Here is an 18,546-nt window from a genome sequence, read left to right on the forward strand (position 1 = left end):
CCAACGCACAGGGCCCGGGACATTGAACAACTGCTGCCGCATCGCTGGCAGCCCATCCCTCCTTGAAATCAACCATGGCTGTGGCCAGTGGTCAACATGGGATGGCCGGACGCTTACGGTTGTGTCTTGGTCAGTTTTACTTTGCGGCAAAAGTAAGCGCCTTCCTCCCCATCTGAAGCCCGTGGAACAACTAATTGCGCCACAGGTTTGCCCTTCTATTCGGCCTGTTTGCTGGTCCGGTCTTGTCTGGCTTGTTCCAGCGAGCTGTCGGTGCTGGCCAGATCCATTCCATACATGTCGGCAAATTGCGCCAAGGTTTGGCCGCTGTTTTCAAACGCTTTAAGAAGTGCTTCGCGTTTCGCTGCAGCGGCGCCATCTTCGGTGTAGGCGTGGTCTATCAGGGCATTCCATGCTTCCAGCGGAGGTTTGACTTGCTCTGCATACGCGCCACGGCTCAATCCTGAGGCTTCAAAGGCATTGCGCAGCCGCCTGCGCAGCTTGGCCTGTGCTGATGGGCTGTTGCCTGCACGGTCCCGTCGGGCAACTTCCATGATGGCCTGGTGTATGTGCTCTGGTGCCAGGCTTTCCACAGGGGTGCCTTGTAGGTCGTGGCGCTGCACGCCGGTGGCGACTTGCTCCAGGTAGCGGGTGGACCGGGTGTGTTGCCCTAGGGCTTCGCGCAAAGCCTTGGCTTCGAGCAGATCGGGGTGATTGGCGACGAGTTCGTGAAAGATGCCGAGTTTTAATGGCAACGCCTGGGCGCCAAACACTTTGGGGTACAGGTCATATAGCTTGTGTAGCAGGGGATGCACCTCTCGGCTGTGCGGGGCGCGCTGCTGCTTGGGTGCACGCGGTATCGGGGTTTTAGTGTTGTGTGCGAGGGGAGTGGTCACGGTGGTGTGGGTATGCGGTGGGGAACAGGCGCAAAGAGTGCGCGAACAAGCCGTATTTTCATCTAAAACACAAATGACTTGTCTTTAACGCTGTCTGTGGAAAAAGTAGTGCCACGCCGCGTTTGTAGTTTGTTAACAACGCCGCGGTAGGGGGAAGGCGTAAGAATATGCATCCAGTGCGGGTTAACACGGTGCTGCTGCGACAATCGGCCCTCCCAAAATTTTGAAAGTGTTCATGGCTAAGAAAGCTCCTGCGGTTGTCGTCACTCCTCCTGAGGCAACGCGTACCAAACCTTTGCAGATTCCCGACACGGGTTTTAAGACGATCTGGCAAGTGGTTGGTGCACCGCCCGTGGTAGCCAAGGCAAAGGGCGACAAGTCCGCTGTTTCGGCCTAAGGCGGCACAACTTTCAGGGCTGGCGGTGCTTTGCACCCTGGCCCATGAAAGTCAGGCTGTTTCACTCTCCAGGGGCGCGTCTAATGCGACCTCGACCCAGCAGTCATAGAACGTAGGCGCGCGGCCTAGATCGGTCAACTGCTGGCTGGTAAGCTGGTTCACGTTGCTGCCATCCAGCCCCAGTTTGCGCCACCACACCCCCAATCCATTGACAACGCCCGGCCGGGCTCTCGCCGATACCTTGGCTTTGCAGCGGTACGTGCCGCGCTGGTTGAAAATGCGCACTACCGCGCCGCTGGTGATACCTCGCTGCTGGGCATCGTTGGCATGGATTTCCAATAGCGGCTCGCCTTCGATGTGGCGTAAGCTAGTGACGTTGACGAAGCTGGAGTTCAAGAAGTTGCGGGCGGGCGGTGAAATCATTGCCAGTGGAAAGTCGGTAGAAGTGCCAGCTGCCTCATAATTGGGCAGGTAATCCGGTAAACCATCCAGCCCCAAGGCCGCCAGCCGCGCGCTGAAAAACTCGCACTTGCCCGACGGCGTGGGGAACTGCCCTGCGGCAAACGGCGCATCGGGCAGCGGAATAGTTGCAAAGCCGTGCTCCAGCAGCGCACCAAAATCCACCTGGTCACCATACGCGGTGCGGCACAACTCCTCATCGCTCTCGCTAAGGCAGGGCTCGGTCAAGCCCATGCGGGTTGCCAGCTCTCGGAAGACCTGGGTGTTGGTTTTGGACTGGCCCAAAGGCGCAATCGCGGGCCGGTTCAGCAAGGCATCGGTGTGGCCGTAACCGCTGTGCACGTCCCAGTGCTCCAGCTGCGTGGTGGCGGGCAAGATGTAATCGGCGTAGTCGGCGGTATCGGTCTGAAAATGCTCCAGCACCACAGTAAACAGGTCTTCGCGGGCAAAGCCCTGCACTACCTTGCCCGAGTCGGGGGCCACGGCAACGGGATTGCTGTTGTAAACCACTAGCGCCTCGATCCGTGGTGTGGTGTTGTCCAGCAAGGCATCGCCAATCGTGCTCATGTTGATGGTGCGGGGCCTGCGCCCGGCCAGCAAATCGGGCCGTTGCAGGGCCGCGCGCTGTACCGGGAACTGGCCTGAGCTGCTCATCAATACGCCGCCTGCGCGGTGCCTCCATGCGCCTATCAGCGCGGGCAGGCTGACCACGGCGCGGGTGGCATTGCCGCCGCCCCGGGTGCGCTGCATGCCGTAGTTGAGGCGGATGGCGGCTGGCTCTGCGTTGACAAAGCACTGGCCGTAGTCGCGCGCCAGCGACACGATCTGTTCCACTGGCACGCCGCACACCTCTGCAGCGCGCTCAGGAGGCCACTGCAAGGCGCGTTCGCGCAGCGCAGGCCAGCCAACGGTGTGCTCGGCCAGGTAGGCGTGGTCCAGCCAGTCGTGGGTAATCAGCTGGTGCATCAGAGCAAACGCCAGTGCAGCATCGGTGCCGGGGCGCAGGGCGATGTGCTCGTGGCATTTTTCGGCGGTTTCGGTTTTGCGTGGGTCGATGCACACCAGGCGGGCACCGTTGCGTTTGGCCTGCTGCACGTAGCGCCAGAAGTGCAGATTGCTGCCGATAGAGTTGCTACCCCAAATCAGAATCAATTTTGACTCTGCAAAAAACTGCACCTGCATGCCCACTTTGCCGCCCAGTGTGTGCACCAGGCCTTCGGCACCCGCCGACGCGCATATGGTGCGGTCCAGCAGCGATGCGCCCAGCGTGTGAAAGAAGCGCGCGGCAATGCTTTCGCCCTGCACCAGCCCCATGGTGCCCGCATAGCTGTAGGGCATGATGGCTTCTGGGTTGCGGGCGGCAATGGCCTGCAGGCGCGCGGCGATGTCGCCCAGCGCCTCGTCCCAGCCTACCGGGGTGTACTGGCCCGAGCCCTTGGGGCCGCTGCGCTTGAGCGGCTGCAGGATGCGCTCCGGATGGTAGGTGCGTTCGGTATAGCGTGACACCTTGGTGCACAGCACGCCGTCGGTATGCGCGTGGGCCGGATTGCCCTGTACTTTGATAGCTATCCCGTCCTGCACCGTGGTTAACAGCGCACAGGTGTCGGGGCAGTCGTGTGGACAGGCACCCCGTACCTGGTGCACGGAGGCTGTCGCAGAGTGGTTTGGCGCTTGCATAAGGGTTATCCCGTCTGTGACAAAATGTATCAATGATAAATCGCCGTCGTTTTTCTATCGCCACCGGGGTGGCCGCTGCGGCGGGTTTCCCTGCGGTGCACGCGCAATCGGGCAGCAAGATTGTGCTGGGCCAATCGGCGGCCTTGACCGGGCCTGCAGCCCAGCTAGGCATCCAGTATGCCCAAGGTGCCAAAATGTATTTGGACCAGGTGAATGCGCAGGGCGGCGTGGAACGTCGGCAAATCGAATTGCGCACGCTGGACGACGGCTACGAGCCCGACCGCTGCCTGGATAACACCCGCAAGCTGCTGGCCTCCGACGTAGTGGCCTTGTTTGGCTACGTGGGCACGCCGACCAGCCTGGTGGCTCTGCCATTGGCGACCCAGGAAAAAACCCCGTTTGTCGCGCCGTTCACCGGGGCCATGGCGTTGCGCGATCCGTTCAATAAATATGCGTTCCACGTGCGGGCCTCGTACCAGGACGAGACGGCCTTGATCGTCAAGCAGCTCACCCAGTTGGGGCTGGACCGCATTGCCGTGTTTTACCAAAACGATGCCTACGGCAAAGCCGGTCTGGCGGGCGTGAATTTGGCCTTGTCCAAGCTAGGCCGCAAGCCGGTGGTGTTGGCCACGGTAGAGCGCAATTCGGTGGATGTGGCCGCTGCCGCCAAGATACTGCGCGCGGCCGAGCCCCAGGCGATTGTGCAAATCAGCGCCTATACCTCGTGTGCGGCCTTGATCCGGGCGGCCCGCAAGCTGGGCTACGGCGGGCAGTTCTTCAACGTGTCGTTTGTGGGTACCCAGGCTTTGTCGGACGAACTGGGCAAGGATGCCGCAGGCATTGTGGTGTCGCAGGTCATGCCGTCCCCTTACAGTCTCAGCAGCGCAATTGGGCGAGAGTTTTCTGCCGCCGTAAAAAGTGCGGGCGGCGATGCGCGGGCCAATTTCTCCAGCATCGAGGGCTATGTGGCGGCCAAAGTTTTGGTGGATGGTTTGAAGCGGGCTGCCGCCGGCAAGGGCATTTCCCGCGAAGCCCTGGTGGCCGGTCTGGAATCGCTGGGTGCGCAGTCGTATGGCGGCTTTGCCGTCACACTATCGGCAACCGACCATGTAGGATCGGGTTTTGTGGATTTGTCCATGCTCACAGGCGATGGGCGCATCCGCATGTAAGGAGAATGGCATGCCCGTGATTGACCAATTGCTTGAACAAGCTCCCGGCATCCAAGCCCTGCGCCGCGAACTGCATGCCCACCCGGAACTGAGTTTTCAAGAGGTGCGGACGGCCGACCTGGTGGCGCACCAGTTGACCGAATGGGGTATTCCCATCCACCGGGGCCTGGCGGGTACGGGCGTAGTGGGCATCTTGCAAAACGGCGATTCCCCGCGCGCCATTGGCCTGCGTGCCGACATGGACGCGCTGCCCCTGCAAGAATTCAACACCTTCGCCCACGCCAGCCAGCACCCCGGCAAGATGCACGCCTGCGGGCACGATGGCCACACCGCCATGCTGCTGGCCGCTGCGCAGTACCTGGCCGAACACCGCAACTTTGACGGCACGGTATACCTCATCTTCCAGCCTGCCGAAGAGGGCGGCGGCGGGGCCCGCGAGATGGTGCAGGAAGGCCTGTTCACACGCTTCCCGATGGACGCGGTGTTTGGCATGCACAACTGGCCTGGCATGCAGGTGGGCCAGTTTGCCCTCAGCCCAGGCCCGGTGATGGCCTCCAGCAGCGAATTCAAAATCACCATCCACGGCAAAGGGAGCCACGCCGCTATGCCCAATATGGGCATCGACCCGGTGCCTATTGCCGCCCAGATGGTGCTAGCCTTCCAGACCATCATCAGCCGCAACAAAAAGCCGATCGACGCGGGCGTGGTGTCGGTCACCATGGTGCACGGCGGCTCGGCTACCAACATCGTGCCCGACAGCATGGAGCTGCAGGGCACGGTGCGCACCTTCACGCTGGAGGTGCTGGACCTGATCGAAGCCCGCATGCGCCAGATTGCCGATAGCCTGTGCGAAGCCTTTGGAGCCCATTGCGACTTTGAATTTGCCCGCAACTACCCGCCCACCATCAACCACGCCGCCGAAGCCGCTTTTGCCCGCCAGGTGATGGCCGACATCGTGGGGCCTGCTAACGTCATCAGCCAGGAACCCACCATGGGCGCGGAAGACTTCGCCTACATGCTGCTTGCCAAGCCGGGGGCCTACTGCTTCATCGCCAACGGCGACGGCGACCACCGCGCCCTGGGCCACGGCGCAGGCCCCTGCACCCTGCACAACCCCAGCTATGACTTCAACGACGACTTGATCCCATTGGGCGCGACGTATTGGGTACGACTCGCCGAGGCGTGGCTGAAGCCGTTATAAACGAATGCTATTAAATAAATAGCTACTAGTGCAGTCCTTACATGTGCTAGAGGCCTAAAAAGCTTTTAAAAGTGGCAGCCTCCTCTTGCAGGCATGACGCGCGCCAGCCAGAAACACCGCAGAACTGGCTTTGCCAGGCTGCTGGTGTTGCCCCCTGCAAGGGGGTTGGCGAAAAGCGCTTGCGCTGTAGCCTGGGGGTGTGCTCTAAAACCGCTCTGCAGCCATGGCCAGCAAGCCGTCAAAAATCAGGTTGTCCACCAGTTCGCAAGGCACCGACATGCTGGGCGCCATCTTCCAGCCTGCGCCGCCGGTCATGTAGCAGGCGGGCTCGGCTTTGCAGTGCTGGCGCACGTGCTGCACCATACGCTCCACGGCTCCGGCGATGGCGTAGGTGCCGCCGCTGGTCAGCGCGTCGCTGGTGTTGGTGGGGAACAGGCGCACCTCGCCGGTGGGTACGTGCAGGCCCGCCGTGCCGGACTCTAGCGCGCGCAGCATGATGCCGTGGCCGGGCAGGATCAGACCGCCGAGGAACTTGCCGTGGGTGTCCACTGCTTCCACCGTCACCGCCGTGCCCACCATCACCACCACCATGGGCCGCTCGGATCCCTGGGCCAGCATGCGGTGCCGTGCGCCCACCATGGCGACCCAGCGGTCGGCCCCCAGGCGGGTGGGGTGGTCGTAGCCATTGGTCAAACCCGCCTCGGCGGGGCTGGACACCACCCACTGCGGGTGCACGTCCCACAGCTCCAGTTGTTCCAGCACCCGGCGTTTGACGGCATCTCCGGCCACGATGCAGCCCAGGATGGCCGTGGGCGCGCGCAGTTTGGCCCAGGGGCCGTCGGCCAGCTTGTCGATGTTTTCCAGAAACTCTGCGCCATGGGCCAGCAGCGCGGCCCCGGGGCGGGGCGCGTCGTATAGCGACCACTTGAGACGGGTGTTGCCAATGTCGATGGCGAGGAAGCTCATCCAGTCTCCTGATGTTCTGTTGCACACCGCCAGGCTGCAGGGCGGTGCCATTCTCGCCAACCCCACGGAATTCTGGGGGCATGCGTTCTGGCTGAAGCCTGGGCGTGTCGTTACTATTTGGGGCGCATTATCAACCCCCAGGCTTGCCCTGGCTGCGGGTGTTTACATTTGAATGACAATTCCCTGCGGTGCATACAAACATTTTTTACCACCAAGAGCCATGCGTTTTCCCCTCTTTACCGCTCCCGGCAGCGTCGCTTTTTTAGACGACGACCCCGACTACCTGCGCATGCTGCAACTGCTGGCGCCGGCGCAGTGGCATGTGCGGTTCTACCAGGACCCGGCGCAGTGTCTGCAGCAGATCCTGGGCGAGTCGGCCCTGGCGGAGGCCGATGCCTGGGCCCAGCAGGACGTGATCGACCGCTGGCACCGCCAGGGCTTGCCGCTGATTCCGCAGGTCCTGCGCTATTGGGCCGAACACGCGCCGCGCCGCTACGCGCTGACCCAGGTCTGCGTGGTCGATTATTCGATGCCGCAGACCGACGGGCTGGAGGTGCTGCACCAGCTGCGCGACTGGCCGGGTGCCAAGCTGTTGCTGACCGGGCAGGCCGACGGCCAACTGGCAGTGCAGGCTTTCAACCACGGGCTGATTGCGCAATTTATCCCCAAACAGGCCTCCGATATGGCGCTGCGCGTGGTGGATGCCGTGACCCAACTGTTGGCCCAAGCCAGCGAGCGCCAGGCGGCCCTGTGGCGCGCCACACTCACCCCGGTACAGAACGCGCTGCTGCACAGCCCGGCCATCGCCCACGCGCTGCAGCGGTGGGTTGCCGGGCGCTGGGTGGAATATGTGGTGCTGGGTGCGCCGTTTGGTGTACTGGGCCGCGATGCCCAGGGCGCTACCGGCTGGCTACAGTTGGAGCCGTACAGCGGGCTGGATGAACTGGCCGAGCTGGCCGATGCCGTGGGAGCCACGCCCGCCATGCAGGCCGGTATTCGCCAAGGCGCGCAACTCATGGCGGTGGAGCTGTACCAGGCGCTGGGCCGTAGCGACGCGCCGCCGCTGGCCCCGGCCTTTGCGCTGGGCCGGGACGACACCCTGCTGGGCGCACTGTTTGCCGTGCCGGTAGAAGGCCCCGGCTACGCCCAGTGGCTGGCCGCCCAGCCGCCACGGCACATCCGCCCTTAGCTTTGCCGCCAGGGTAGGTTGTGGAAGCGCCAGCCGCCTTTGCGGCCGCGGTGGGCATCGGTGTCGGGGTCGCCTTCGAAGCCTTCCAGGATGTTGTAGGCCTGCAGCCCCAGCTCGGTGGCGCGCTTGGCGGCGGCCACGGAGCGCACGCCGCTGCGGCACAGCAGCACGGCTTTTTTGCCGCCTGCCAGCGCGGCCTGCAGGCCGGTGTCGAAATCGGGGTTCGGGGCCATGCCAGGCCACTGCTTCCAGGCCAGTGGCACGGCACCGGGCACCTCGCCGACCCAGGCGCGCTCGGCATCGGTGCGCACGTCGACCAGCACCGCCTCGCCCGCCTGCCACCAGGCGCAGGCCAGTTGCGGCGACACGTCGCCTGCATAGCCTTCGGCGGGGCGGACCAGGGGTGCCAACGGGCTGGCTTCGTGCGGCAGGCCCAGGGCCTGGTTGGCGGGCACGGCTTGGTCCATGCGTTGCGGGCGGGGGAGGTGCAGTGCATCCATGGTGGTGGTGAATTCCGTGAGTGTTTTGTGGGCGATGCGCGGATTGTGGGACTTCTCGGCCCCGATGCTGGACTGGGTTTTGCCGTGGTAATCATGCCCCGGCCAGACCCGCGTGGTGTCGGGCAGGGCAAACAGGATCTGGGTGATGCTGTGGTACAGGGCCTCGGCGCTGCCCGACTGGAAATCGGTGCGGCCACAGCCGCCGATGAGCAGGGTGTCGCCGGTGAAGACGTGGTCGCGCCACACAAAGCTCATACTGCCCGCGGTGTGGCCCGGTGTGTGCAGTGCCTGCAGGGTTTCGCTGCCAAAGCGCAGCAGGTCTCCGTGCTGCAACTGCACCGCCGCACCCTGGATGCCGCAGCCCGCAGGCACGGCGGTCTGCGCCCCGGCGTGCTCGGCCAACAGGCCTGCACTGGTGATGTGGTCCGCATGGGCATGGGTTTCCAGCGTCCACACCAGCGACAGGCCCTGGGTTTGCAGCAGCGCCAGGTCGCGCTCCAGCAAGGTGTCTACCGGGTCGATGATGGCGGCGGCACGGCTGTGCGGATCGACCAGTACGTAGGTATAGGTGTGGGTGGCGGGGTCGAAAAGCTGGATGGGTTGCAGGGCGTGCATGGGGGCCTCCGGGGTATGCTGCGGGCCTATTTTGAGGCGAACTGCATGCATCCGTTTTTGCAAGCCACTCTGGGTGGCATTTTGATTGGCCTGGCCTGTTGGCTGCTGCTGGCTTCCCTGGGCCGGGTGGCGGGCATCAGCGGCATTGTGGCCGGGGCCTTGTCGCCCCAGCCGGGCGAGCGGGCCTGGCGCTGGGCCTTTCTGGCCGGGCTGGTGGGGGTGGGCGCGGTGCTGACCCAGGGCATGCCTGCGCAGCCCTCGCCACCGTGGGCGGTGCTGGTGGCCGCCGGGCTGCTGGTGGGGGTGGGCACGGTGCTGGGCTCGGGCTGCACCAGCGGACACGGCGTGTGCGGGCTGGGGCGGCGATCGCTGCGTTCGCTGGTGGCCACGGGGGTATTCATGGCGTGTGGATTTGCTACTGTATTCATAGCTAGAAGCCTTTGATTTATATGCGCAAGAGGTCTAAATCATGCTGAAAATTCTGGTGGCAGCCCTGGCGGGCGGTTTGTTTGCGGCGGGGCTGGTGCTGTCGGGCATGGTGTTGCCAGCCAAGGTGCAAGGCTTCCTGAACCTGGGCGGGCTGTGGGACGCGCAGCGCTTTGGCCCCTGGGATGCCAGCCTGGCCTTTGTGATGGGTGGTGCGTTGCTGGTGACCTTGCTGGCGTTTGCCGTGACCCCGCCCACGCCCCGGCATCCGGCACGCAAGCCCTGGCTGGCCACGGCCTTCCAACTGCCCACCCGCCGCGACATTGACACCCGGCTGGTGCTGGGCGCGTCGCTGTTTGGCGTGGGCTGGGGCCTGGCAGGCTACTGCCCTGGCCCAGCGCTGGCCAGCGTGCTGACCGGTGGCAGCGCGGTGGCGGTGTTTGTGGTGGCGATGCTGGTCGGGATGGCGGTCGCCAAGCGGATGTAGAACGCCTCTAGTCGTCCTTGCGTGTCCACACGCCGACCAGGGCTTTGCCCTTTTGCCACACCGACAGGCGCTCGTCGGACAGCACGTCCAGAAAGTCCGACAGGCGCTTGGACTTGACCATGGTGTAGACCGTCAGCACCGTGGTCAGGATGAAAACAATTGCAAAGATGGCCAGCCGCCGCTCCATCGGGGCATCGGCTTCGGCCATCAGGTTCATGCCCAGAAAGCCGGTGGTCACGGTGCCGATCAGGCCGAAGATGGTGACCACGGTGAGGCGCACCACGGTGTTGGCCTGGCGGCGCAGACTGTCGGCCTCCAGGTACTGGTTCATCTCGGCGATGCGTTCCTTGACCTCGGCGTACAGCGGCTCCAACCCCAGGTGCTGGGAGCACATGTGGAACAGCGCGCGCACCTGGGCTTGCTCAGACAGTTCATGGAACCAGTAGCGGTGGGTGAAGCGCAAGAAGCTGCCAAAGCCGTAGCGGATGGAGCGCTTGAACTGGCGCACGCTGGCGGGGTCGCTGATGTCCAGGTTTTTCAGCGTCTCGGCCAGCCGGTCGGAATACATCAGCAGCGCGGCTTTTTGGAAGTGGGCGATCAGGAAGATTAAAAAATGCTGGTGCCGGAACTGCGCCAGCACGCCCCGGTCGCGGCAGCCATAAAACGGGCTGCGCGCATCGCCCACCACCACCAGGGCGTGGCCGTTGCACAGGTAGCGGGTGTTGGGGGCGGCACCGCCTTCGGTCCAAAAGCGGTCATAGCAATATTTTTGCTCAAAGTCGCTCAGGTGCTGGTCGCCGTAGGGCAGGGCGCAGCCCCCGGCGGGGTCGCGCGCGCCCGAGCCGGTAACCAGGCCCAGGCGCACAAAGTCGCTGCGGGTCAGGTCGCGTGGCCGGTCCAGGGCCAGATACGCCATCAGCGGCATACGGTAGTACTCGATCTGGCGAAAGCGCAGCGGGCCGGGGTGGTCGGAATGGTCGCCTACCAACGGTTGCATCATGAAGTCCCAGTGGGCCGAGATGCGCGGCGCGCGCCGGGTGCTGACGTGGGACAGAAAGGCATCGCGCTGGTGGGCGTCGGACGCGGCCAGCACCTGGCCCTTTGCGTCCAGCCACTCGGCGCTGGCCAGGCAGTGCAGGGCCTGGCCTGCACCGTCCCAGCCCGCCGGGTAGGCGCGGCCGAAGCGGTACAGCAGCTCTTGCGCCTGCTCCAGTTGCAGGTGCTGGGCGGCCACCTCTACATTCAGCAGTACCAGGTCCACGTCGAGAAAGAAGTACAGGTCTACGTGCACCGTGTCCAGCGTAATGGGCGCGTCACCCGGGCGCGGCACCACCCGCACGGCGGCGATGTCGTGGCGGCGAAAGACCCGCATGGGCGAGCCTTGCACCTTGTACGATTCGCCGTGTCTGGGCAGGCCCTCGCCATACAGAAAACGCTGCACGTAGGGCAAAAACGTCACGAATTCGTTGTAATGCCGCTCGTGGAAGCTGCTGCTGTCGCCGGTGAACTCGTCCACCACCTCGCGCCAGTTGGACGCCCCGCCCTGATCGCCCATATCGGCCAGCACCTGCCAGGGCTTGGCCACCGTGCCCTCGCTGCCGCGCACCGGCATCAGCCGCACCGGCCACAGCAAAACCTGGCGGAAGTGTTCCACCACCGGAGGCGCGGTACAGGCTGTGGAGGCCGTGGAAGAGGTGGCGTGGGTTGCGGTGTTCATCGTGCGCACTTGGGTGACAGGCAATGGCCGAAGTGTAGAGGAGCAGCGCCATATTTCTAGTGCTATTTTTTATATAGCTGCTGGTGTAGTCTATATATGGGCTGGCGGCCTAAAAGGCTTGAAAATGGCCGGTACGAGCTCCTTTGTGTGCCCAGAGGGTGACACTGCGAAAGTTCTGGTCACAATTTTCTGGAGGGCGCTCAGGGTCTGTACCCGCCCAGGAATACCTGCACCGCCCGCGTCGCCATGCCCTTGATCTGCTCGGGGCTCAGCGCGGGCAGATCGCGGTAGAAGTAGCGGTGGTCAACCTCGGAATGCACCAGCGCCCCCAGGTGCCGCGCAGCGACCACCGGGTCGGCGTGGCGCAGCCGTCCGCGGTCCATCAGCGACTGTAGGTAGACGCCCATCTTTGCGACGCCTTGCTCCTGGCCGGCTTCGTAGAACAGCCGCCCCACCTCCGAATGCCCAGCCTCGGCCAGCACCAGCCGGTGGGCGGAAACGGTCTCTGGCGCGCTCAAAAAGTCCAGCAGGAGCTCGCAAAAACGCTGCAGCACGGTGGGTATGTCTTCGTCTGCGGCGGCCATCAGCTCGTCCATCACCGGATCCAGGTGGTCGGCCCCGAACTTGTGCGCCAACTCCATGAAGATCGCCTCCTTCGACGGAAAGTAGCCATACAGCGTGGCCTTGGAGCCACCCACGCGAGCTGCGATCTCTGCCATGGAAGCACGCTCGTAGCCCATTTCCAAAAACACCTCGGAGGCGATTTTCAGGATCGCATCGCGCTTGGCATCGGTGCGGACTTTCATGGGATGTCTCTTTTAAGTGTACTCATGTGTTCATTTTTGCTTGACAGGTGGTAAATGTCAAATCTAAAATAAACCGTACAGTACAGTTATAAACAAGGCTTAGGTTTTTCTTAGGCCTTTGCAACCCTTTGGCAAATAGGCTGCTTACCCAGGAGTTTTTCCATGCACATTCCCTATTTCTCGCAACGGCCCACCGCGGCCTGGATGGCCGTCTCGGCGGCGGCTACGGTGTTGGCTCTAGCCGCCTGTGGTAAACCACCACAAGGCGGGGCCCCCGGCCCGCAGGGCACGCCCCAGGTCAGCTTTGTCGTGGTGCAGCCGCAGCGTGTGGCGCTGACCACCGAGCTGCCGGGCCGTACCGCCCCGGTGCTGGTGTCCGATGTGCGGCCGCAGATCACCGGCTTGGTACAGACCCGCCGTTTTACCGAGGGCAGCGATGTGAAGGCGGGCGAGTTGCTGTACCAGATCGACCCGGCGACCTACCGCGCCAGTGCCGACAGTGCCCAGGCAGCGCTGGCCAAGGCCGAGGCGAACCTAGTGTCGGTCAAGCTCAAGTCGGGCCGCTACAAGGAACTGGTGGCGATCAAGGCGGTCAGCCAGCAGGAGGCCGACGATGCGGCGGCGTCATTGCTGCAAACCGAGGCTGATGTGGCTTCGGCCAAGGCCGCGCTGCAAAGCGCCAGGATCAACCTCGACTACACCCGCATCACCTCGCCAATCAGCGGCCGGGTCGGCAAGTCTTCGGTCACCCCGGGCGCGCTGGTCACCGCCAACCAGGCCGCCGCGATGGCAACAGTGCAGCAGATGAACCCGATGTATGTGGACGTGACCCAGTCCAGCAGCGACGTGCTGCGCCTGAAGCGCGCGCTGTCCCAGGGCAGCCTGCGCAGCGGCACGGCCAAGGCCAGGCTGCTGCTAGAAGACGGCTCCAGCTATGCGCTGGAAGGCAAGCTCAAGTTCTCTGACGTGACGGTAGACCCGAACACCGGTGCCATCACCTTGCGCGCCGAGTTCCCCAACCCCACGGGCGAACTGCTGCCCGGCATGTATGTGCGCGCCGTGCTCGAAGAAGGCGTGATGGAGCAGGCGGTGCTGGCACCCCAGCGGGCCGTGGCCCGCGACGCCACCGGCAAGCCCATCGCCTATGTGGTGGCGGCCGACGGCAAGCTGGAGCAGCGCGCGCTGCAAACCGGCCAGGCGATTGGCGACCAATGGCTGGTAACCAGCGGCCTGCAAGCCGGTGACCGCCTGGTGGTGGAAGGCCAGCAGAAAGCCCGCCCGGGTGCCACCGTGGAAGCGGTGGCCTACGACCCCGCCCGCGCGGCTGCGGCCAAGCCGCCCGCATCGGCACCCGCCAAGAGCTAGAGCACAAGGACGATCACCATGGCCCGTTTTTTCATTGACCGCCCGATCTTCGCCTGGGTACTTGCCATCATCGTGATGCTGGCCGGTGTGCTGGCGATCAACACCCTGCCGATTGCGCAGTACCCCAGCATTGCGCCGCCCGCCATTGCCATTTCCGCCCGCTACCCCGGCGCTTCCGCCAAGACCCTGGAGGACACGGTCACCCAGGTCATTGAACAGAAAATGAAGAGCCTGGACCGCCTGGCCTACATGGCATCGACCAGCGAGTCCTCGGGTTCGGTGACGATTACCCTGACCTTCGAGAACGGCACCGACTCCGACACCGCCCAGGTGCAGGTGCAGAACAAGCTGGCCCTGGCCACGCCGCTGCTGCCGCAAGAGGTGCAGCAGCAGGGCGTGCAGGTCACCAAGTCGGCCAGCAACTTCCTGAACATCCTGGCCTTCACCTCGGAAGACGGCAGTATGAACGGCTCGGACCTGTCCGACTACGTGGCCGCCAACGTCCAGGACCCGTTGAGCTGTGTGGAGGGGGTGGGCGACACCACCTTGTTCGGTGCGCAGTACGCGATGCGCGTCTGGCTGGACCCGAACAAGCTGAACAACTTCAAGCTGACACCGTTGGACGTAAAAACCGCCATCCAGGCGCAGAACGCCCAGGTGTCGGCCGGCCAATTGGGCGGCCTGCCAGCCACCCAGAACCAGCAGCTGAATGCCACCATCACATCGCAGACCCGACTCAAGACGGCGGCTGAGTTTGAGGCCATCTTGCTGCGCACCCAGGCCGATGGTGCCCAGGTGCGGCTGCGCGACGTGGCCCGCATCGAGCTGGGCAGCGAAAGCTACGACGTAGTGTCGCGCTACAACGGCAAACCCGCAGCCGGTCTGGCCATCAAGCTGGCCACTGGCGCGAATGCGCTGGACACGGTGCGGGGCATTGACGCACGGCTGGACGAACTGAGCAAGTTCTTCCCCACCGGCATGAAGGTGCAAAAGCCCTTAGACACCACGCCCTTTGTGCGTATCTCCATCGAGGAAGTGATCAAGACCCTGATCGAAGCCGTGGTGCTGGTGTTCCTGGTGATGTTCCTGTTCCTGCAGAACTTCCGCGCCACGCTGATCCCGACAATTGCCGTGCCGGTGGTGCTATTAGGTACGTTTGGCGTGCTGTCGATGTTTGGCTATTCGATCAATACGCTGACCATGTTCGCCATGGTGCTGGCCATCGGCCTGCTGGTGGACGATGCAATTGTGGTGGTAGAAAACGTCGAGCGGGTGATGACCGAAGAGGGCTTGTCGCCGCTGGAGGCCACGCGCAAATCCATGGGCCAGATCACCGGTGCGCTGGTCGGCGTAGCTCTGGTGCTGGCCGCGGTGTTCGTGCCCATGGCCTTCTTCCCCGGCTCTACCGGCGTGATCTACCGCCAGTTCTCCATTACCATCGTCGCGGCGATGACGCTGTCGGTGCTGGTGGCCATGGTGCTGACCCCGGCGCTGTGCGCCACCTTGCTCAAGCCGGTGGCCAAGGGCCATGCAATGGCCACTACCGGCTTCTTCGGCTGGTTCAACCGCAATTTCGACCGCGGCAATAGCCGCTACCAGGGCGTGGTGCGCCACATGGTGGGCAAGGGCTGGCGCTACATGGTTGCCTATGCGGTGATCGTCGCCCTGGTGGTATTTGGCTTCCTCAAGCTGCCGGTCGGCTTCTTGCCTGACGAAGACCAGGGCACCCTGTTTGGCCTGGTCCAGCTGTCGCCCGGTGCCGCCCAGGCGCGCACCCAGGAGGTGATGCAGCAGGTTGAACACCATTTCCTGGAAGACCAGAAAGACGCGGTGGAAGGCCTGTTCACCGTGGCGGGCTTCAGCTTTGCCGGTAGCGGCCAGAACGCCGGCCTGGTCTTTGTGCGGCTCAAGTCCTGGGACCAGCGCACGACCGAGGCCTTGAGCGTCAGTGGTGTGGCGGCCAAGGCCGGCGCCTTCTTTGCCACGATCCGCGATGCGCGGGTATTTGCCTTCGCGCCGCCCGCGGTGTCCGAGCTGGGCAATGCCACCGGCTTCGACCTGATGCTGCAAGACCGCGCGAACCTGGGCCACGATGCCCTGATGCAGGCACGCAACCAACTGCTGGGCCTGCTGGCCCAGGAAAACGGCCTGGTGGCGGTGCGCCCGAACGGCCTGGAGGACACGCCCGAGTTCAAGCTCGACATCGACGCGCACAAGGCAGGCGCCATGGGACTGACCATGGCCGACATCAACAACACCTTCTCCGCCGCCTGGGGCAGCAGCTATGTGAACGACTTCATCGACAAGGGCCGCGTCAAAAAGGTGATGCTGCAGGCCGATGCCCCGTACCGCATGCTGCCTGAAGACATCAACAACTGGTATGTGCGCAACAGTGCGGGCAGCATGGTGCCGTTCTCGGCCTTCTCTACCGCCAGCTGGTCGGTAGGTTCGCCGCGGCTGGAGCGTTATAACGGCGTGCCCTCGGTCGAAATCCTGGGCATGGCCAAGCCGGGCACCGCGTCCAGCGGCCAGGCGTTGGCGATCGTGGAAGCCGCTTTAGCCAAGCTGCCGCCCGGCATTGGCTACGAATGGACCGGCCTGTCGCTGCAGGAAAAGCAGTCCAGCGGCCAGACCGCGTTGCTCTACGGCCTGTCGATCCTGATCGTCTTCCTGTGCCTGGCCGCGCTGTACGAGAGCTGGGCGATCCCGTTCTCCGTCATCCTGGTGGTGCCGCTGGGCGTGTTTGGCGCCTTGCTGGGCGCGATCCTGACCTGGAAGATGAACGACGTGTACTTCCAGGTGGGCTTGCTCACCACTATCGGCCTGGCCTGCAAGAACGCCATCCTGATCGTCGAGTTCGCCAAGGACTTGCAGGCCCAGGGTATGGGCCTGGTGGAGTCGGCCATCACCGCCGCCCGGCTGCGCCTGCGGCCGATCCTGATGACCTCGCTGGCTTTCATCCTGGGCGTGCTGCCTCTGGTGCTGGGCAGTGGTGCGGGCGCTGGTGCCCAGAACGCGCTGGGTACGGCGGTGATCGGCGGCATGGTTTCTGGCACCGTGCTGGCCATCTTCTTCGTACCGTTGTTCTTTGTGCTGGTGCGCAGCATCTTCAAGGGCAATCCGGCCCCTGGCGCACCCGCATTGCCGCAGCCTGCGGCCACCCTCCAAGAGGCCCACTGATATGAAAAAACGCAACTTCACCGCCCTGGCCTTGGCCTTGGCCTTGGCGCTGGCCGGCTGCAGCAGCCTGGCACCCGACTACCAGCGCCCGGCGGCTCCCGTGCCTGCCAGCTTTGCCACCAGCGGCACAGCATCCGCTGGCGCGGCTGCGGCCGATATAGCCTGGCGCAGCTTCTTTGCCGATGTGCGGCTGCGCAGCCTGATCGACCTGGCCCTGGCCAACAACCGCGACCTGCGCGTGGCCGTGCTCAATATCGCCCAGGCCCGCGCCCAGTACCGGGTGCAAGATGCCGCAACCTGGCCTACGTTGAACGCCACCGGCAGTGGCAGCGCCAGCCGCACCCCGGCCAGCCTGTCGGGCACCGGCCAAGCCGTGGTGGGCCACCAGTACAGCGCCAACATCGGCACCAGCGCTTACGAGCTGGACCTGTTTGGCCGCGTGCGCAGCCTGAACGCCCAGGCCCTGGAGTCGTACCTGGCCACCGCCGAAGCCCGGCGCAGCACGCAGATCAGCCTGGTGGCCGAAGTCGCCAGCGCTTACCTCACCTGGTCGGCCGACCTGGACCGGTTGGCCCTGGCCCGCCAAACCCTGCAAAGCCAGAGCGACACCTACGGCCTTACCCAGCGCCGGTTCGCGCTGGGCACCGACTCGGCCCTGACCCTGCGTCAGCAGCAAACCAGCGTCGAATCTGCCCGCGTCGATGTGGCCAGCTACACCGCCCAGGTGGCGCTGGACCAGAACGCCCTGGCCCTGCTGCTGGGCACCGCCGTGCCTGCCGATTTAACCCCCACCGGCCTGGCCACCCGCGTCAGCGCGCTGCCCGATTTGCCCGCCGGTTTGCCGTCCGACCTGCTGCAGCGCCGCCCTGACATCCTGCAGGCCGAGCACACCCTGCAAGCCGCCAGCTACAACATCGGCGCGGCCCGTGCCGCCTTCTACCCGCGCATCAGTCTTACCGCGTCGGCGGGTACGAGCAGCAACGACCTGGCGGGCCTGTTCAAAGCCGGTTCGGGTGCCTGGAGCTTCGTGCCGCAAATCACTTTGCCGCTGTTCGATGGCGGTGCCAACCAGGCCAACCTGGACATCGCCACCGTGACCCGCGACATCCACGTGGCCCAGTACGAAAAAGCCATCCAGACCGCCTTCCGCGAAGTCGCCGATGCACTGGCACAGCGCAGCAATCTGGGCGATCAGCTCAGCGCCCAGCAAGCTCTGGTGGATGCCACGGCCGACAGCTTCAAACTGTCCGACGCCCGCTACCAGCGCGGCGTGGACAGTTACCTCGACGTGATGGTGACCCAGCGCAGCCTGTACACCGCCCAGCAGGGTTTGATCGGCACCCAACTGTCCCGCCTGGCCAACGAGGTCACGCTGTACAAGGTGCTGGGTGGGGGCTGGACCGGGGAGGCCGTGGCGGCGAAGTGAGGGATGCTATTTAAATAGGAGCTGCTGGCGCAGGTGGAATATGCGCTAGCGGCCTATTTTGCTTAAAAATCTA

General features: G+C 64.2%; 14 protein-coding genes and 1 pseudogene. 8 read left to right on the forward strand and 7 right to left on the reverse strand.

What is annotated here, in order from left to right:
- Positions 1–215 precede the first annotated feature (215 nt).
- Together AC097L_RS17110 and AC097L_RS17115 are read right to left on the reverse strand one after the other, a co-directional pair.
- Positions 216–893, reverse strand: a complete 678-nt coding sequence (locus tag AC097L_RS17110; protein WP_479587746.1) for a ProQ/FINO family protein — start codon at positions 891–893, stop codon at positions 216–218.
- Between the two features lie 448 nt (positions 894–1,341).
- Positions 1,342–3,426 (reverse strand): molybdopterin-containing oxidoreductase family protein, encoded by a 2,085-nt coding sequence (locus AC097L_RS17115; protein WP_479587747.1) that lies wholly within the window; start codon positions 3,424–3,426, stop codon positions 1,342–1,344.
- Positions 3,427–3,458: 32 nt separating this feature from the next.
- On the opposite strand from AC097L_RS17115, the gene AC097L_RS17120 reads away from it, so the two are divergent.
- Positions 3,459–4,595, forward strand: a complete 1,137-nt coding sequence (locus tag AC097L_RS17120) for an ABC transporter substrate-binding protein (RefSeq protein ID WP_479587748.1) — start codon at positions 3,459–3,461, stop codon at positions 4,593–4,595.
- 10 nt (positions 4,596–4,605) lie between these two features.
- Complete coding sequence (locus AC097L_RS17125) at positions 4,606–5,796, forward strand: M20 aminoacylase family protein (protein ID WP_479587749.1); 1,191 nt, start codon at positions 4,606–4,608, stop codon at positions 5,794–5,796.
- Positions 5,797–6,000: 204 nt separating this feature from the next.
- Here AC097L_RS17125 and AC097L_RS17130 read toward each other — a convergent pair whose 3' ends face one another.
- Positions 6,001–6,762 carry a type III pantothenate kinase gene (locus AC097L_RS17130; RefSeq protein ID WP_479587750.1) on the reverse strand — a complete coding sequence of 254 codons (762 nt, stop codon included), beginning with the start codon at positions 6,760–6,762 and terminating at the stop codon, positions 6,001–6,003.
- A 220-nt stretch (positions 6,763–6,982) separates the two neighbouring features.
- Here AC097L_RS17130 and AC097L_RS17135 point away from each other — a divergent pair, with 220 nt between their 5' ends.
- A complete protein-coding gene (locus tag AC097L_RS17135) occupies positions 6,983–7,951 on the forward strand; it encodes a response regulator (RefSeq protein ID WP_479587751.1) in 969 nt (322 codons plus the stop codon).
- Here AC097L_RS17135 and AC097L_RS17140 read toward each other — a convergent pair.
- Together AC097L_RS17140 and AC097L_RS17145 are read right to left on the reverse strand one after the other, a co-directional pair.
- Positions 7,948–8,418 carry a rhodanese-like domain-containing protein gene (locus tag AC097L_RS17140; RefSeq protein WP_479587897.1) on the reverse strand — a complete coding sequence of 157 codons (471 nt, stop codon included), beginning with the start codon at positions 8,416–8,418 and terminating at the stop codon, positions 7,948–7,950. The genes AC097L_RS17135 and AC097L_RS17140 overlap by 4 nt on opposite strands.
- A 138-nt stretch (positions 8,419–8,556) precedes the next feature.
- A pseudogene (locus AC097L_RS17145) lies at positions 8,557–9,117 on the reverse strand (MBL fold metallo-hydrolase); the annotation flags it as partial.
- On the opposite strand from AC097L_RS17145, the gene AC097L_RS17150 reads away from it, so the two are divergent.
- Positions 9,112–9,510, forward strand: coding sequence for a YeeE/YedE family protein (locus AC097L_RS17150; protein WP_479587752.1), 399 nt, complete (start codon positions 9,112–9,114; stop codon positions 9,508–9,510). The pseudogene AC097L_RS17145 and the gene AC097L_RS17150 overlap by 6 nt on opposite strands.
- 28 nt (positions 9,511–9,538) lie before the next feature.
- The gene (locus AC097L_RS17155) at positions 9,539–9,979 is read left to right on the forward strand and encodes a DUF6691 family protein (protein ID WP_479587898.1); all 441 of its coding nucleotides are present in this window, start codon (positions 9,539–9,541) and stop codon (positions 9,977–9,979) included.
- Between the two features lie 7 nt (positions 9,980–9,986).
- Here AC097L_RS17155 and AC097L_RS17160 read toward each other — a convergent pair whose 3' ends face one another.
- Positions 9,987–11,696 carry a hypothetical protein gene (locus AC097L_RS17160; RefSeq protein ID WP_479587753.1) on the reverse strand — a complete coding sequence of 570 codons (1,710 nt, stop codon included), beginning with the start codon at positions 11,694–11,696 and terminating at the stop codon, positions 9,987–9,989.
- A gap of 200 nt (positions 11,697–11,896) precedes the next feature.
- On the reverse strand, positions 11,897–12,502 hold the full coding sequence (locus AC097L_RS17165) for a TetR/AcrR family transcriptional regulator (protein ID WP_479587754.1): 606 nt from the start codon (positions 12,500–12,502) through the stop codon (positions 11,897–11,899).
- A 162-nt stretch (positions 12,503–12,664) separates the two neighbouring features.
- Between AC097L_RS17165 and AC097L_RS17170 the strand changes: the two genes are divergently transcribed.
- Genes AC097L_RS17170 through adeC form a run of 3 tightly spaced genes read left to right on the forward strand, consistent with a single transcriptional unit; the run spans position 12,665 to position 18,473 of the window.
- On the forward strand, positions 12,665–13,867 hold the full coding sequence (locus AC097L_RS17170; protein ID WP_479587755.1) for an efflux RND transporter periplasmic adaptor subunit: 1,203 nt from the start codon (positions 12,665–12,667) through the stop codon (positions 13,865–13,867).
- Between the two features lie 18 nt (positions 13,868–13,885).
- Positions 13,886–17,047 (forward strand): efflux RND transporter permease subunit, encoded by a 3,162-nt coding sequence (locus AC097L_RS17175; protein ID WP_479587756.1) that lies wholly within the window; start codon positions 13,886–13,888, stop codon positions 17,045–17,047.
- Between the two features lies 1 nt (position 17,048).
- Complete coding sequence (adeC, locus tag AC097L_RS17180; protein WP_479587757.1) at positions 17,049–18,473, forward strand: AdeC/AdeK/OprM family multidrug efflux complex outer membrane factor; 1,425 nt, start codon at positions 17,049–17,051, stop codon at positions 18,471–18,473.
- Positions 18,474–18,546 lie beyond the last annotated feature (73 nt).

Source organism: Rhodoferax sp. RT5P35, from assembly GCF_056521385.1.